Source organism: Pandoraea faecigallinarum (genome assembly GCF_001029105.3).
GTDB lineage: Bacteria > Pseudomonadota > Gammaproteobacteria > Burkholderiales > Burkholderiaceae > Pandoraea > Pandoraea faecigallinarum.
The window spans coordinates 3,282,082-3,295,187 of the sequence record NZ_CP011807.3; the positions used below are offsets into that span (position 1 = coordinate 3,282,082).

General features: G+C 58.6%; 21 protein-coding genes and 1 tRNA gene. 19 read left to right on the forward strand and 3 right to left on the reverse strand.

The genetic code is table 11. The annotated features are described in order from the left end of the window. The first annotated feature begins 164 nt into the window (after window positions 1-164). On the forward strand, window positions 165-692 hold the full coding sequence (locus tag AB870_RS14320) for a kinetochore Spc7 family protein (RefSeq protein ID WP_047905227.1): 528 nt from the start codon (window positions 165-167) through the stop codon (window positions 690-692). Window positions 693-808: 116 nt separating this feature from the next. Beyond that, window positions 809-1,192 (forward strand): hypothetical protein, encoded by a 384-nt coding sequence (locus tag AB870_RS14325; RefSeq protein WP_047905228.1) that lies wholly within the window; start codon window positions 809-811, stop codon window positions 1,190-1,192. Between the two features lie 14 nt (window positions 1,193-1,206). Here AB870_RS14325 and AB870_RS25650 read toward each other — a convergent pair whose 3' ends face one another. Continuing rightward, a complete protein-coding gene (locus AB870_RS25650; RefSeq protein WP_084663705.1) occupies window positions 1,207-1,530 on the reverse strand; it encodes a transcriptional regulator in 324 nt (107 codons plus the stop codon). 82 nt (window positions 1,531-1,612) lie between these two features. On the opposite strand from AB870_RS25650, the gene AB870_RS14330 reads away from it, so the two are divergent. The 12 genes from AB870_RS14330 (at window position 1,613) to AB870_RS14380 (ending at window position 9,537) form a co-directional block, all read left to right on the forward strand. Next, entirely contained in the window at window positions 1,613-1,993 is a 381-nt protein-coding gene (locus AB870_RS14330) for a helix-turn-helix transcriptional regulator (RefSeq protein ID WP_047905229.1), read from the forward strand. Further along, window positions 1,990-2,718, forward strand: a complete 729-nt coding sequence (locus AB870_RS14335; RefSeq protein ID WP_157112332.1) for a HipA domain-containing protein — start codon at window positions 1,990-1,992, stop codon at window positions 2,716-2,718. Before AB870_RS14330 ends, AB870_RS14335 begins: the two co-directional genes overlap by 4 nt. Continuing rightward, a complete protein-coding gene (locus AB870_RS14340) occupies window positions 2,715-3,524 on the forward strand; it encodes a DUF3037 domain-containing protein (RefSeq protein WP_167362702.1) in 810 nt (269 codons plus the stop codon). The genes AB870_RS14335 and AB870_RS14340 overlap by 4 nt, the downstream gene beginning before the upstream one ends. Before the next feature lie 456 nt (window positions 3,525-3,980). After that, window positions 3,981-4,217, forward strand: a complete 237-nt coding sequence (locus AB870_RS14345; RefSeq protein WP_084663707.1) for a helix-turn-helix transcriptional regulator — start codon at window positions 3,981-3,983, stop codon at window positions 4,215-4,217. A 983-nt stretch (window positions 4,218-5,200) separates the two neighbouring features. Further along, entirely contained in the window at window positions 5,201-5,347 is a 147-nt protein-coding gene (locus AB870_RS26395; RefSeq protein WP_157112333.1) for a hypothetical protein, read from the forward strand. Further along, window positions 5,344-5,568, forward strand: a complete 225-nt coding sequence (locus AB870_RS14350; protein ID WP_047905233.1) for a hypothetical protein — start codon at window positions 5,344-5,346, stop codon at window positions 5,566-5,568. The genes AB870_RS26395 and AB870_RS14350 overlap by 4 nt, the downstream gene beginning before the upstream one ends. A 33-nt stretch (window positions 5,569-5,601) precedes the next feature. Next, on the forward strand, window positions 5,602-6,522 hold the full coding sequence (locus tag AB870_RS14355) for a recombination-associated protein RdgC (RefSeq protein WP_047905234.1): 921 nt from the start codon (window positions 5,602-5,604) through the stop codon (window positions 6,520-6,522). Window positions 6,523-6,536: 14 nt separating this feature from the next. Next, entirely contained in the window at window positions 6,537-7,055 is a 519-nt protein-coding gene (locus tag AB870_RS14360; RefSeq protein ID WP_064674838.1) for a hypothetical protein, read from the forward strand. A 27-nt stretch (window positions 7,056-7,082) separates the two neighbouring features. Next, complete coding sequence (locus AB870_RS14365; RefSeq protein ID WP_071386883.1) at window positions 7,083-7,724, forward strand: DNA polymerase III subunit beta family protein; 642 nt, start codon at window positions 7,083-7,085, stop codon at window positions 7,722-7,724. Between the two features lie 84 nt (window positions 7,725-7,808). After that, window positions 7,809-8,909 (forward strand): hypothetical protein, encoded by a 1,101-nt coding sequence (locus AB870_RS14370; protein WP_157112334.1) that lies wholly within the window; start codon window positions 7,809-7,811, stop codon window positions 8,907-8,909. After that, window positions 8,906-9,130: a hypothetical protein gene (locus AB870_RS14375; RefSeq protein WP_047905237.1), complete on the forward strand. Its 225-nt coding sequence runs from the start codon at window positions 8,906-8,908 to the stop codon at window positions 9,128-9,130. Before AB870_RS14370 ends, AB870_RS14375 begins: the two co-directional genes overlap by 4 nt. After that, on the forward strand, window positions 9,127-9,537 hold the full coding sequence (locus AB870_RS14380) for an HNH endonuclease family protein (RefSeq protein ID WP_047905238.1): 411 nt from the start codon (window positions 9,127-9,129) through the stop codon (window positions 9,535-9,537). The genes AB870_RS14375 and AB870_RS14380 overlap by 4 nt, the downstream gene beginning before the upstream one ends. 2 nt (window positions 9,538-9,539) lie before the next feature. Here the strand turns inward: AB870_RS14380 and AB870_RS14385 are convergent, their stop codons facing one another. Beyond that, entirely contained in the window at window positions 9,540-9,857 is a 318-nt protein-coding gene (locus AB870_RS14385) for a hypothetical protein (protein WP_047905239.1), read from the reverse strand. 32 nt (window positions 9,858-9,889) lie between these two features. On the opposite strand from AB870_RS14385, the gene AB870_RS14390 reads away from it, so the two are divergent. The 5 genes from AB870_RS14390 (at window position 9,890) to AB870_RS14405 (ending at window position 13,000) form a co-directional block, all read left to right on the forward strand. Next, complete coding sequence (locus AB870_RS14390; protein ID WP_047905240.1) at window positions 9,890-10,078, forward strand: hypothetical protein; 189 nt, start codon at window positions 9,890-9,892, stop codon at window positions 10,076-10,078. A gap of 14 nt (window positions 10,079-10,092) precedes the next feature. Then, on the forward strand, window positions 10,093-10,443 hold the full coding sequence (locus AB870_RS14395) for a hypothetical protein (protein ID WP_047905241.1): 351 nt from the start codon (window positions 10,093-10,095) through the stop codon (window positions 10,441-10,443). After that, entirely contained in the window at window positions 10,422-11,546 is a 1,125-nt protein-coding gene (locus AB870_RS14400) for a DNA cytosine methyltransferase (RefSeq protein ID WP_237169946.1), read from the forward strand. Before AB870_RS14395 ends, AB870_RS14400 begins: the two co-directional genes overlap by 22 nt. Before the next feature lie 177 nt (window positions 11,547-11,723). Further along, window positions 11,724-12,056, forward strand: a complete 333-nt coding sequence (locus AB870_RS27125) for a hypothetical protein (RefSeq protein WP_237169947.1) — start codon at window positions 11,724-11,726, stop codon at window positions 12,054-12,056. A gap of 71 nt (window positions 12,057-12,127) precedes the next feature. Further along, on the forward strand, window positions 12,128-13,000 hold the full coding sequence (locus AB870_RS14405) for a site-specific integrase (protein WP_237169948.1): 873 nt from the start codon (window positions 12,128-12,130) through the stop codon (window positions 12,998-13,000). Between the two features lie 23 nt (window positions 13,001-13,023). Here AB870_RS14405 and AB870_RS14410 read toward each other — a convergent pair. Next, a tRNA-Ile gene (locus AB870_RS14410) sits at window positions 13,024-13,099 on the reverse strand. Window positions 13,100-13,106 lie beyond the last annotated feature (7 nt).

Sequence of the window (13,106 nt, forward strand, 5' to 3'; positions counted from 1 at the left end):
CGGAATGCCGATGGCAGTCGCTATTGCCTTAAGCGCGGTTGATGCAAATTCGTCCAGCGCATGTCGATGGCGTCTGAACAGTTCCTCCCAAGCCGCGCCGTACTCGGTCATTTGACACCTCCAGAAGCGCCGCCCCTAACCGCCAATTCATTTACGTCGAATCCATGGAACCGATCACCGCACTGAGCACCGCACTCGCCGCTTTTCGAACCTCCATCGATCTCGCAAAGTCTGCTGTGGCTGCACGAGACGATGTGAAGCTCGCCGAGGTGAAGCAAATGCTGAATGAACATATCTTCGAGGTCACAAACGCCGCGCTTCAACTGCAAGAGAAGCACTCGGCGGCTCGCGATGAGATTGATGCGCTCAAAGACGACAAGCGAAAGCTCAGTGCACAAATCGCTCAACTTGAAGAGCGGAGCTCTGAGCGGGCGAAGTACGACCTTCATGAGCTGTCGGAGAGCGTTTTTGTCCTCGCTGAGATTCAGCCGAGCGAGGCTGGCGGAAGCCCGCACTACCTTTGCCAGCCATGCATGGACAACGAAACGAAGAAAGTCGTGCTCCAGCGTCAACAGAAGAGCGGGCGCATAAATCTTGTGTGCAATCACTGCAACTCGGTCTATTTCACCGGTCGCACCTACCAAATTGACCACAGAGCACTTTCGGCGAGACTTGCCGGTGGAGATATGTGAATTCACTGGCTCTCTCCGGTAGAACCGTTGGTGCTCGATCGGTGGCGGAGGAGCCAGAGGCGAAACCGTTTAACCAAACCAGGCGATTTAGCCGACCTCACGAAAGGCTTCAAAAAATGGATATCTCTGTTATCACTGCAATTGCCGGTGGCGTCGGCGCGATCATCGGTTCCATGTCGGGGGCTATGGCAACGCTTATCGCGGCTCGAATGGGCGTGAAACAGCGGCAACGCGAGCAACTTGTCGAGCGAGCCTACGACGCGGCGGCGGCGGAATATCGAGCTCATGTGGACGCGCGGCAAGCGAACATCGATGCGGGTAACTCCCAAAACATCGCGGCGTTTAGTCGCTACCTTGTGTATCACCTCACCTTCATTGGGCAGATCACTGACCTCAACAGAGTGCACAAGCTTGACGCGAACGCCGTTACGCATGCCCTTGACGAAGCAACGCGTATGGCGCGTGTGTCTCGAAGCCCCGATCTCGATGCCGGGGCCTAATGTGGAAGATGTTTTCATTGGCTCTCTCCCGTAGCGCCGCCCACTAGCTCGGTTTCGGCATTTCGACTCACACCAAACCGCCCGTCCTCATGCCAAATAAGTCGCGCAACAGCCCATCCCGCATAGTCCGGACGCAAACTCTCACAAGTCACAATATGATCTGCACACGCTTTCTCTATGAACGGACATGCATCGATCGGCGCCCTTTTGTCTCGCTTGAGCCAGTTCCAGACCTCCTGTGGACGTCGGCCGATCGCACGAGCGAACGCTGCTTGGGACGCGAAATGCGAAACCGCGAGCTCAAGAACCTGCAGGGGGGTCTTCGTTTCGATGATCATGTGCAGAACAGTAAACTATTGTTTATTTTTAGTCAAACTTTAGTTTATTGCGGGCATACACATTTGTTTATAGAGTGGCGTGATGGCTCTCGGTAAGAACGTCCAACATTTGCGACTGTTGCGCGGCGAATCTCGCCCGGAACTCGCACGTCAGATTGGGATAGAGTCGCAACAGCCGATTTATGCCCTAGAGCGACGGGACAGCACTCACTCAGAACTTGCCCCTTCGCTTGCAAAGCATTTTGGCGTCGGCCTCGATACCCTCTTAACCGAGGATCTGACGTATATCGACTTAGACGGGTATAAGCGCCTTTGCCAACAAAACGCACCCGATCTCAGCCAGGGGGATCGCCAGTTCATCGAAGATGTAACGAACGCGATCGCGGAGAGGGAGTTACCAGACTCTGTTCGAGAGAGCATCAGACTTCTGATCTCGAGCAGTCCAAAAAAGACCAATAAGTGATCCAACTTGGACTTTTGCCGCCCGTCATTAGAAGTTATCGCCCGATGCAGTCGGGCGCGGATAATGCGGGTATAGGCATCACGCAGCATGGCGAGCGGTATCTACTGAAAACCGATCCAAAAGTATGTCTTGCTGAGTTTGTCGGAGCGGCTCTTTGTCGAGCAAGCGAGGTTCCGTGCGCTGATCCCGCCGTCGTAAACTACCGAGGCAGAAGCGTATTTGGTTCGCGCCTTGAGTCTGGGGTGGAACTGCCGGAGTCGGAACTCGACCTGATAGAACAGGTCAAGAAATGCCAGAACATGACGATTTTCTCTGCCGTGCTCGCAATCGATATCGCGCTAGGGAATAATGACAGGCACTGGCACAACTGGCTGCCTCAGCGTCAACTCAATGGCGATGTATTTCTCAGGGCGGTCGACTTCTCGCGAGCATGGCCAACGTATCATCCGCCACGCCCGTTTGAGTCTCTCCGAAACGAGAACACGGAACAGGCGTGGCGCCAATGGCACGCGCTGGGCGTTGTTTATGACCACAAGTCAGCCTCCGACGCTTGTGAGATAATCAAAACCCTTTCGGGTGACTGGCTTGCGAACCTGTTCGAACAGCTTCCTGTCGAATGGATGGTAGACGCCAGCGGACCCGAGCTTTGTGACTGGTGGGCCAAATACTGGACCGCACGCGTTGACGATACGCTGGCCTTTTTGCAATCGGGAGCATGGACATGACTAAGTTTTATGAATACGTCGTGCTCCGGCTTGCGCCGGACGCGATAAGAGGCGAGAGCATCAACGTGGGTCTCGCTATATTTCCCCAAGGCGAGTCTCCAGTGACGAGGATCAGTGCGTCACTGGCCAAAGTTCGACAGCTTGACGCGTCGTGGAACTCGTCGCGCGCTGACCGCTTCCGAGATGCTGTTCAAGAAATTATCGCCGACGAGAACAGGCCGATAGTTGAGCGAATTTCGCTCCTGGCGGCTCTTGGGTATTGCCTGCCAGGCGAGCCGGGTTTCTTTTATGCGTCACCGGCCACCTTGGCCGAAGAGATTCGTCTTGTGGAGGCTCAATACATAACGGCCAAGAATGAACCGTCTAGGCGAGCGCCGAGAAGCAAGCTCCATCACGAAATTGCTCAACGTTTCAAGAGCATGGAACTGCTCGGGAAAACAGCAGACGACTTGCTGGACCACTTGGTAGTTCCGCACGTCTCAATTCCTGGCACCCCTGATTTGAAAGCAGATTTCGTGTACAAGAACGGCGTGTACCGGATTACTCAGACTCTGGATTATCGGGTTTCATCGCAGGGCGCGCGCCAAAAGATTGCGGAAGCGTGCACAAAAGTTACGGCAGCTCAGCAGGGGCAAAAGGTTTGGGGGGATACCACAATGAAGTTCGCCTTAGTATGTGTTCCCCGGGAAGTCGCGGATATTGCAGATTCACATTTGGATTTGTTGTACGCGAGCGGCTTCAAAATCTTCCATGCTGACAAAGCCAAGGATCTCGCCGCTTACCATGCAGAAGCATTTGCGCACTAATTTAAGTTCTGCGCTCAGCAAATCCCCGGAATCCGGGGATTTTTTTTGCTCGGAAATAAACTTTTGTTTGACTATTTATAAACTTATGTTTATTGTTCTCTCCATCGCAGCACACATCGCTGCCCGCCCGCAGGTAGGGGCGCTCCTTAAAAACTCACTTGCCGATGTTGCTCACCCGCCTACGTTGGGTGTTCGTCCGGCTCAATCGCATCTGCGGGCATGGCCGCAGCTCTGCGCGGTGTCCCTACCGTATCCAGTCCGCCAAAGCGCGGTTCACGGTGAATGGGGTGAGGCGTAGACGGCCAAGAGCAGAAATGGTTATGCCGGTTGGAATCCCGGCGCAGTACGTATCACCCAGCAGTGCGCCGGCAGGCCTAGCGCCGCCCGCGCACTGCGACGCTGTATCTGAGGCGGCTTTCTTCCGAGAGCCGCGCCATATACATGAGGAGGTTTTCCATGAGTGCACGTGACAACACCACTCTCAAGGGCTTCGATGATCTGCCGAACGCGGCGGCCGTCGACGTCAAGACTGTAGCCGCGCTGTGTGGTTGCAGTATCTCCACGGTGTGGGAGCGCAGCAGGCGCGGTGCCCTCCCCGAACCCATCAGGATTGGCGGTTCTGCGCGCTGGAATGTTGGCAAGCTGCGCGCGATCCTCGCAGGAGGCATCGAAACGAATCAGTCATCGTCTTGACTTGATATAGAAACACCCCGGCGAGGGAACGCCCCTGATGATGCAGGCGTGACGGCCGCCAGAGTGCGGCGTCTTTTTACCGAATTGCAGCAGTGCCGAGCCCGCTCGATGACGACTGAGTGCTCAACCGGCGAGAAACAAGTACGTCCGACTGGCTCCCGTAAGGAGCCGCCTCACGCATGGCGACTGATAGCAGGGTGCGCACCTGCCGATGGGGCCAAGCAACATAGCGAAGTCGGTACAGTCGCCAGCCGTGAGGGTGAATGCGCATGCTCAGGCGCGGAGAAGTTGGTAATCCGAGAGGGAAAGGCGCACACAGGAGTTGCTCTCCGCTGTGTAGCCCCTCGTGTGGTCACTGTCTCAACAGGCGGCTCGCTACCGCGCTATACGGACCACGAAGCCGGAGATGAGCGCCGGCCACCCTCGCCATAAGCGCCCGAAGTCGTGAAACGTGCCCAGTGGGTGGACGTCCGGATCTGAGGGGTAGACAGCCGCGATATCCCAGGCTGGCGCTCGGTGGAAGCCCGAGCACCTTCAAGTGAGCAGATCCGACGGCGGCGCGGCGTCGATATAAAGCCCGTATCCCATTTCCCCGATCTGATCAGGATCTCGGGTCTGCTCTCTTGAGGGTGAGCGCAAATCACCGCGCCGGAACGCGATGAACCGCCCGGTAAGGTTCGCCCATTCGGCTATAGGCCACAGCCGAATCGTCTGTCCGGGCTAGAGGGGGAAAGCCCCTCCACCCTCTTCGCGCACCAGAGCGAGCCTGACCGCTCACAGGCCCATGACGGACATGGTTAAAGCCGTATCGCCCCGGCGTTCTGCCGGGGCGCTCCCTACCTCTCTGGAGGATTCCCCATGTTTGCAGCAGAGATTCGCCAGTACCAGTTCGGCTGGAACGACGCCAAGTGCGGTCGCCCGTGTCTCTCCACTGAACTCGCCTACCGAATGGGGTACGGCGACGCTTCTCACTGAGGCGCAGCATGTTTCAACGCCTCATTGTCGGCCCCGTGAACGCCGTCTTCCTTCGCTACAACCAGTGGACGATCGAACATAGCGTCGCGGCATGGGTATGTCATCTGTCTGCACTCGCCGGGGCGATCGTCGCAAAACTGATTTTCAACGTATGACCTCTGCCGCAAAGCGAGCGGCAGCCGCGCGCGCGTGGAAAGAGCTGCGCCCGCTCATGAATCACCAGCCGTCCCGGCTTCCTCCACGCCCTGGCTCGCCGCGCGTCCGTGAGGAATTCGAAGCTAGGCAGGCACGCCGCGACGCGCTCGAAAAGCATGCGCCCATCCTGATCGCCGCCCTCGCCTTCTTCATCAAAGCCGTCGCTCAAGCAGACGAGTGAGCGTCGCCCGCCACCAACACAAGGAAACAACCCATGTGGTTCAAAAACCTTCAGATTCATCGCATTTCGCCGTGGTCACTCACATCACAGCAGCTCGAAGAAAAATTGGCGAAATTTGCCTTTAGCCCATGTGCCAGCCTTGAATCTGAGTCGGCCGGGTGGGCACCAGTGCGGAAGGAAAGCGACTTGGCCCTTTCGATAAACGGCCAGATTTTGCTCACGTTCCGCACCGAGAAAAAGTTGCTGCCTGGAAAAGTGGTGAATGCCGCTACCCGCGAGCGCGCTGCCGAACTGGAAGTGCAGCAAGGCTTCAAGCCGGGTCGCAAGCAAATGCGCGAGATCAAAGAGCAGGTAATCGACGAACTGCTGCCGAAGGCATTCGCCATCCGGAGTGACATTCGAGTCTGGATCGACACCGTCAATCGGTGGCTCGCAATAGATACGCCGTCACCTGCTCGGGCGGATTCCGTCCGCGCCATGCTGCTGCGAACCTTGGAATTCGGCATCCAGTGCGTCGAGCTAAACGACGCGCCAGTCGCACATATGACGGACTGGCTGGCATCGAATGAAGCCCCGGGCGGCTTCTCCGTCGATCAGGACGTCGAGTTGCGGTCGAATACGAATGAGAAGGCCGCTGTGCGCTATGTGCGACATCCGCTTGATGGTGACGACGTTCGGCAGCACATACAGAGCGGTAAGCGCACTACTCGCCTCGCCATGACCTGGAACGACCGAATCAGCTTCGTTCTGACAGATGCATTTGTGCTCAAACGAATCGCGCCGCTCGATATCCTCAAGGACGCCGCAGACCCGACTGCTGATAGCGAAGCCGAACGATTCGACGCTGATTTCCTGCTAATGACCGGCGAGCTAAATCACCTGCTCTCTGACGTCATCGTGGCAGTGGGCGGTGAGCGCGTGCCTGAGAAGGATCTCATATCGGAAGGAGTGTGACCGTGCGAATCTGGATGCCCAAGCTGGTCGCGTGCACAATCATCGGCTACGCGCAGCTCACACCCTATTTCGACCTGAAGGGGTACATGCGCCGCTGGTGGGTTCGTAAGCCAAAGGGGCACGATGCGAGCGCCGCCGCCGACGGTCGTCGCGATACCTCGTGGGGCGCTCGCGTGCACAACACGCTCCGCAGCGACGAAGGTCGAGATCTGCACGATCACCCGTGGTGGAGCATCTCCATCGTGCTGCTCGGTGGCTATTGGGAAATCATGCCGACCGAACAGGATCAGCCCGCGCGGCTGGATATCCAGCCGGAAACGTCACTGCTGCGCGGTTATCGCCGCGTGTGGCGCGGCCCTGGCTCGATCGTCTTCAGAAAGGCCACCGACCGGCACCGCCTCGAAATTCCCGAAGGCAAGGACTCATGGTCCCTTTTCATCATGGGGCCATGGCAGCGCAATTGGGGATTTCACACACCCCGGAGGTGGGTCCCGTGGCGCGAGTACATCAACAAGACAACAGGCGCCGCCTGAGTCGATCCAATGATCCCGGAGAGAGATATGAGCGAAGTTACCGTTCTGGTCAAAGCATCAATCATCAAAGCAATCTCGCACTTCGCCGCCAAGCGAGATATTCGTTGGTACTTGCAGGGCATCTTTGTCGAGATCGACGGCGAGGATGCGTATCTCTGCGCCACCAACGGTCATATCCTGGCCGCCTACCGCACGAGCGTCGACGCTCAATCCGGGAATGACAGCAAGCTATCGGCAATCTTCCCGATTGGACTCTTCCAGGCCGTGAAGAAGAACGATGTGCCTGTAACCCTGACGATTGGGGCGAACGTGGTGGCCGTTAAACAAACCGATATCACGCTATCCGGCGCTCCCCTCGCTGGAGAGTTTCCCCGCTGGCGGAAGTTAATCCCATCGAAGCTCTCGGGCGATGCTGGTCAGTTCAATCCGGAATACATCCGCGATCTGGGGAAGGTGGCAAAACTCATAAATGAGAGTCAACACAATCACCCCATCATTCATCACAACGGAGAAGGCGCGGCAATCGTGTCGCTCGGTGATCGCGACTTCGTAGCCGTGGTGATGCCGATGCGAGCGGATGCTCGCGACAAGTTAAGCCTTCCCGCCTGGGCAACTACCACGTCGGAACTTGACACCAGCACTGCGCTGGAAGCAGGTGCCGCAACATGAGCCCCTACGAACCCCGCCCCGAAGAGCTGAATACCCGGCCAGCCCCACCGTCTGCGGTGAAGACGCTCAAGCCGTTGCGGCATTGTGCCGCTGCCCGTGATGGGGACTGCTTCTACAAACAGTGCCCACAGAACCGCGATGGTGAGCCCGCCAAGTCTGGACGTCATTGCCCTCTCGATACCGGAGTTGAAGATGCCTGACAACAAGACCGTGACGTTTGATGCGAGCCAGTATCAGCTTGTGCCGAAGGTGCCAACCGAGGGAATGTTGAAAGCGGGCAGCAATAAGAAGAATTACGGCATCACTTCGGACGTTTATGTCGCCATGCTTGCCGCCGCCCCCACGCCAGCCGCACAGAGCGCAGGGCAAGAGGCGGAGACATTGAGCGCGACCGTGAAGGATCGCATCGATGAATTGGAAATCATGGCCGGGGCGGGAAAGATTTGTGCGGCCGCATTGTTCACGCAGATGCGCCAACTTATCAACGCGTCAGCCGCGCCCGTGAATGGCGGCGAGCGCGAGCCGTGCGCCTATGCGCGCACCAAGACCTGTAACTGTCCGAACGGTCAATGCGAAGTGTTGGGCGTGCATCGCGCCGCAGATGCTCCGAAGGTGGGCGGCGACACTGATCGAATCAAGGCAATCCCGACCGTTATCATGCGCACCCTAGACGGCAGGTATGTCCGCATGGCGGCAGGGGCCGATGAACTGATTCGCCGTAGCGACGCGCTCGCCGCCCTCACGTCTCCCGCGAAGGTGGGCGGGGATGAGCGGGAGGCGTTCATCGACAAATGCATCTGCTTGCTTGAAGCCTCTCGCCATGCCGCCAGAGTCGTGGGCATCGAGCATATCGAAACCTTCCCCTACCTGCCCGAGTACGACGAAGCTGTCGACTGGCTCAAGGAGAACCGCGCCGCGCTGTCGGCGGATGGCGGGGAGACATTGCCGCCGGTCGACGGCGATGTGCTGCCTGCCATCGGGTCGCGCGTGCAAATCCATCTCGCAAGCATCGATGCATGGCGCGAGTGCACCGTTGCAGGTTATTACGCTTGGCGCAGTGGTGGAGTCGAGCGAGGCGTATATCGGGTGTTTGTCCGCGTGCGTATGGACGACGGCAGCGACAACGCACGGATGGTAGATGACGTCCGCCCCGCCATTGCCGCCAGGGCGAAGGGGGATGCGTGAACCAGTACCAGCAAGCCAACGCCGTGCGCTCCATTGAGGGATACGACTTGCGTATTTCGCGGGAAACACGTGAGGCACAGTTCAACGCCGCGAAAGCTGAATGCTTGATGCATCTGCGCAAGCATGTTGAGTGCGTGGAGGCGATCAACTTCGATGCATACCTGAGCGTCCGTAAAGAGCGTTCTTCCACCTCGCAGGCAGCGGAGGAGCGGAAATCGTGAAGCTGACGAAAGCGCAGCGCGAGCAGGTCCGCCAGAAGTACGACGGCCACTGCGCCTACTGCGGCTGCCAATTGCCCGAGCGCTGGCACGCTGACCACTTCGAGCCGTGCATCCGCGATCTGAAACGTGTGGAAGCCCCTAACGGCAGCGTGCGGCTCGCGACGACTACGCCGCTCAGGCCCGAACGCGACGTGATCGAGAACATGATGCCCGCGTGCCCGCCCTGCAACATCAGCAAGGCATCGATGTCGCTCGAATCGTGGCGCGGCTGGCTGGCTGGACACATCAACTCGCTGAACAGCTACCACCCGATCTACCGGCTGGCGAAGCAATACAGCCTGATCACTGAGACCGGCGCGCCCGTGGTGTTCCACTTCGAGCGCGTCGACGGCGCTAAGGGGGCGTGATGCTACAGGTCAATATCGTGCACCCGAATCACCACCGCTTCGGGAATGGCCGTGCTCCCGGCAGCGTCGTAGTCGACGAGCTGATTTGTGGCCGAGCGGCGAATTCGTCCCTCAAGGGCGATGCGCTCGCCGACGGACTCGTCTTCCCATCGCTGCCGGACTACCGGATCGAGATCGATCACCAACGGAACATTCCGACGGTCGATCTTGGGCACCGTCCATTCAACCCGAGTTCGGCCCGTCGTTTCGCTTACCGAGAGCAAGGTGTCTGCCGGAAATACGCTGTACAGGATGTTTCCGAGCCACGCGGCATCGTCCATTCGCGCCTCCTTTCGTTTCGAGGAATCCTAGCATGACCGTCGCCGACCTTATCGAAGAGCTCAACAAGCACCCTCAGCACCACGTTGTAGTCATGCAGATAGACAGCGATGACTACGAGGGCAATCCGTTTGTCGACCTGGTCGCCGTGGAAGAAGTCGGCACCGAGGACGGCTTCTATAACGCCGGCCCCGTTGTCACGCTGCGTAGCGGCAATGACTGAAAGGAGCATCGATCATGAGTGGATTCTGTGTGTATGGCCGCTCGCGCCAAGTGGCGATCGAGCGCGCAAAGAACAAAGTCCCAACCCACGAGGGGCGCAAGCCGCTTTCGGAAAATGAGTGGATGGAACGGGTGCGGGCATTGGCCGACGAGAAATTCCTGTCGATGAAACCGGTGAAGGTGACGCAAGAATTCGACGCGCCTCAGTTCGCCGAGGAGTTCATCGCACTGGTTGAGCGCTGCAATACGCCTGATCTCGCGAGCCTAAAGATTATGTGTCAGGGGACGAAAACGAAGGCCGACGGAACGCCGATGGTGAACAAGGACGGTTCGCCGAAAACTGGATGGGTGCCCTTCAGAGCATGACCGGTGCCTACTACAACGAACATGACGAGTACGCCGCTCGCTGGCTCAGCAACCTCATCGCCGCTGGGCATATCGCGCCCGGTGACGTCGACACGAGAGATATCCGCGATGTTCGACCTGATGACCTCCGAGGCTACACACAGTGCCATTTCTTCGCGGGAATCGGCGTCTGGTCGTATGCCCTCCGCATGGCTGGATGGCCTGACGACCGACCTGTTTGGACCGGTTCCTGTCCGTGCCAACCTTTCAGCGCGGCAGGCGCAGGACTTGGGTTTGCTGACGAGCGGCACCTGTGGCCGCACTGGTTCCATCTCATCAGCCAGTGTAGGCCTGCAACGGTCTTTGGAGAGCAAGTTGCGAGCAAGGACGTCGATCCTTGGATCGACCTTGTACAAGATGACATGGAAGCCTTGGGTCACGCCTTCGGGGCGCTCGCGTTCCCGGCTGCGAGCGTCGGTGCTCCGCACATCCGAGACCGCACGTACTGGATGGCCCACGCCTCGCGCAAGCGACGGAACTGGCGCGCAGATACAGCCGGGATTACAGGGGGGATTTTCGCTTCGCCAGATGGCGCAATTCTCGGGATGGCCGACGCCAGCAGCGGCCGACGCAGAACGGGGCAGCGAGACGTTCATTCGCGGAAATCTGACGAGCCTGGGTTCGGCGCGGCTCGCGGGATGGCCCACCACGACAGCCGCGGACGCATCGCGAAAACCGTCTCAGGACTACACCACGCCGAATGTCACGTTGAATCACGCGGGGATGCTGGCGGGTTGGCCGACACCATCCTGCAACAACGATCGGGTGGGAAATCCGGAATCAGCGATGTCGATCACGCGTGCAGACGGCACGAAGGTGCAGCAACGCCTTCAGGACTTCGCGGCGATCTGCGGTCCGGCCCGACTAACGGCTTCTGGCGCGATGCTGATTGGCTCCCCTGCCGGGATGGAAAGTGGCGGCCAGTTGAACCCGGCACATTCCCGCTGGCTCATGGGGCTCCCGCGAGAGTGGGACGACTTCGCGCCTACGGCAACGCGATCAACGCGGAAGCGGCAATCGAATTCATCCGGTGCGCGAACGAAGCGATCAAGGGAATAGCATGACCACCCACCCGGCCACGGCCGAAGCACTGAAAGAGATTCTGCGGGTTACCTCGAGAGATTGGGAAATTCTGACGTAAGCGCCGCCGGCGCTCGATTGGATAGCGGGGACGCCCTTGTTAGCGCGTCCCCGTTTGCATTTTGATGAGCGGGAAACCGCGAGAGATCGGAGTGTGAGCGATGGACGAAAAGGCCCTCACCTTGCAGCAGGTGGCCGAGCGCCTGCAACTGTCTTACGGCACCGTGTTTGCGATGCGGCATCAGATCGGATTCCGCCTGCCGGGTTCACGTGTGTGGCGCGTTTGGCCTACACAGCTTGCCGAATTCTCGAAAAAACGAAACAATCTGACCCGGCTGTCGCTGCGGGTCGGTGGAGAAAACGAATGCCCATCCGCAAAAATGCAAGTTCCGGTATCTGGTGGATTGATATCCGCGCGCAAGGCATCCCGAGAATTAGACGCTCTACTGGCACAACCGACCGCCAAGCGGCGCAGGAGTACCACGACCGCGTAAAGGCCGAGTTGTGGCGTAGCGCGAAGTTTGGGGAGGAGCGGGACCACACCTTTGACGAAGCCGCCCTAGGCATGCTGAAGCTCGCAGAGGGCCAAACAAGCTACGACAAGAAGGTGCTGCACGTGACTTACTGGCGCTCCGTCATCGGGGAGAACACGCCGGTCCGCTCTTTAACCGCCGGCAAGATCATGCAGGGCTTGCCAACTCACACAACGAACAAGCACCGCAAGGCTACGCCTCTCGAACCCGCGACGAAGAATCGCTATCTCGCGACGATCAAGCGCATCCTGAATTTGGCGCACGCATGGGGATGGATTGACCGCGTCCCCAAGTTGAGCCGGTTTGACGAGCCTGACAAGCGAGTGCGCTGGGAGCCACCTTCCGTCATCGCCAAGGTGCTCGAAGCGCTCACGCTGGAATGGATGCGCGATATCTGCCTCGTTGCCGTGGCGACAGGGATGCGTGAAGACGAACTACGTTCGCTAGAACCGTCGCACGTAGATCTGCCGCGTGGCAATGCGTGGGTGGTATCGGAGAACGCCAAGTCTGGATATGCCCGATCTGTACCGTTGAACGCCGATGCTATCGAAGTTCTTCAACGCCGATTGCTGAAAGCGAAGAAGTACGTGTTCGAGCGCCCTTCGGTCGATGGAAAGACGCGCAAGATTAGCCAGGTCGATGCACGCTGCCTCAGACGGGCGTGTGAGGTGGCCGGGATCGAGGACTTTCATTTCCACGACTTCCGCCACACCTGGGCAAGTTGGCACGCACAGAACGGTACGCCGCTCATGGTGCTAAAAGACTTGGGTGGCTGGGAGACGATCGAGATGGTCCAACGCTATGCCCACCTCTCGCCGTCGCATCTCGCACATCATGCGCAGACGGTCACGTTTTGGTCACAGCAAGACCAGAAAGAAAAAACGCCGCTGGTCAGAGCGGCGTAAGGTACTGATACAACAGTGCTTTTTGGTAGGCCGTGCTGGGTTCGAACCAGCGACCAAGGGATTATGAGTCCCCTGCTCTAACCGCTGAGCTAACGGCCCACAACTA

Coding starts and splice junctions, on each gene's coding strand:
- AB870_RS14345 (WP_084663707.1), top strand. CDS start 3,981: ATGAGTGCACGTGACAACACCACTCTCAAGGGCTTCGATGATCTGCCG.
- AB870_RS14355 (WP_047905234.1), top strand. CDS start 5,602: ATGTGGTTCAAAAACCTTCAGATTCATCGCATTTCGCCGTGGTCACTC.
- AB870_RS14340 (WP_167362702.1), top strand. CDS start 2,715: ATGACTAAGTTTTATGAATACGTCGTGCTCCGGCTTGCGCCGGACGCG.
- AB870_RS14385 (WP_047905239.1), bottom strand. CDS start 9,857: ATGGACGATGCCGCGTGGCTCGGAAACATCCTGTACAGCGTATTTCCG.
- AB870_RS14400 (WP_237169946.1), top strand. CDS start 10,422: ATGGGTGCCCTTCAGAGCATGACCGGTGCCTACTACAACGAACATGAC.
- AB870_RS14390 (WP_047905240.1), top strand. CDS start 9,890: ATGACCGTCGCCGACCTTATCGAAGAGCTCAACAAGCACCCTCAGCAC.
- AB870_RS27125 (WP_237169947.1), top strand. CDS start 11,724: ATGGACGAAAAGGCCCTCACCTTGCAGCAGGTGGCCGAGCGCCTGCAA.
- AB870_RS14365 (WP_071386883.1), top strand. CDS start 7,083: ATGAGCGAAGTTACCGTTCTGGTCAAAGCATCAATCATCAAAGCAATC.
- AB870_RS14325 (WP_047905228.1), top strand. CDS start 809: ATGGATATCTCTGTTATCACTGCAATTGCCGGTGGCGTCGGCGCGATC.
- AB870_RS14395 (WP_047905241.1), top strand. CDS start 10,093: ATGAGTGGATTCTGTGTGTATGGCCGCTCGCGCCAAGTGGCGATCGAG.
- AB870_RS26395 (WP_157112333.1), top strand. CDS start 5,201: ATGTTTCAACGCCTCATTGTCGGCCCCGTGAACGCCGTCTTCCTTCGC.
- AB870_RS14405 (WP_237169948.1), top strand. CDS start 12,128: ATGCTGAAGCTCGCAGAGGGCCAAACAAGCTACGACAAGAAGGTGCTG.
- AB870_RS14330 (WP_047905229.1), top strand. CDS start 1,613: ATGGCTCTCGGTAAGAACGTCCAACATTTGCGACTGTTGCGCGGCGAA.
- AB870_RS25650 (WP_084663705.1), bottom strand. CDS start 1,530: ATGATCATCGAAACGAAGACCCCCCTGCAGGTTCTTGAGCTCGCGGTT.
- AB870_RS14320 (WP_047905227.1), top strand. CDS start 165: ATGGAACCGATCACCGCACTGAGCACCGCACTCGCCGCTTTTCGAACC.
- AB870_RS14350 (WP_047905233.1), top strand. CDS start 5,344: ATGACCTCTGCCGCAAAGCGAGCGGCAGCCGCGCGCGCGTGGAAAGAG.
- AB870_RS14360 (WP_064674838.1), top strand. CDS start 6,537: ATGCCCAAGCTGGTCGCGTGCACAATCATCGGCTACGCGCAGCTCACA.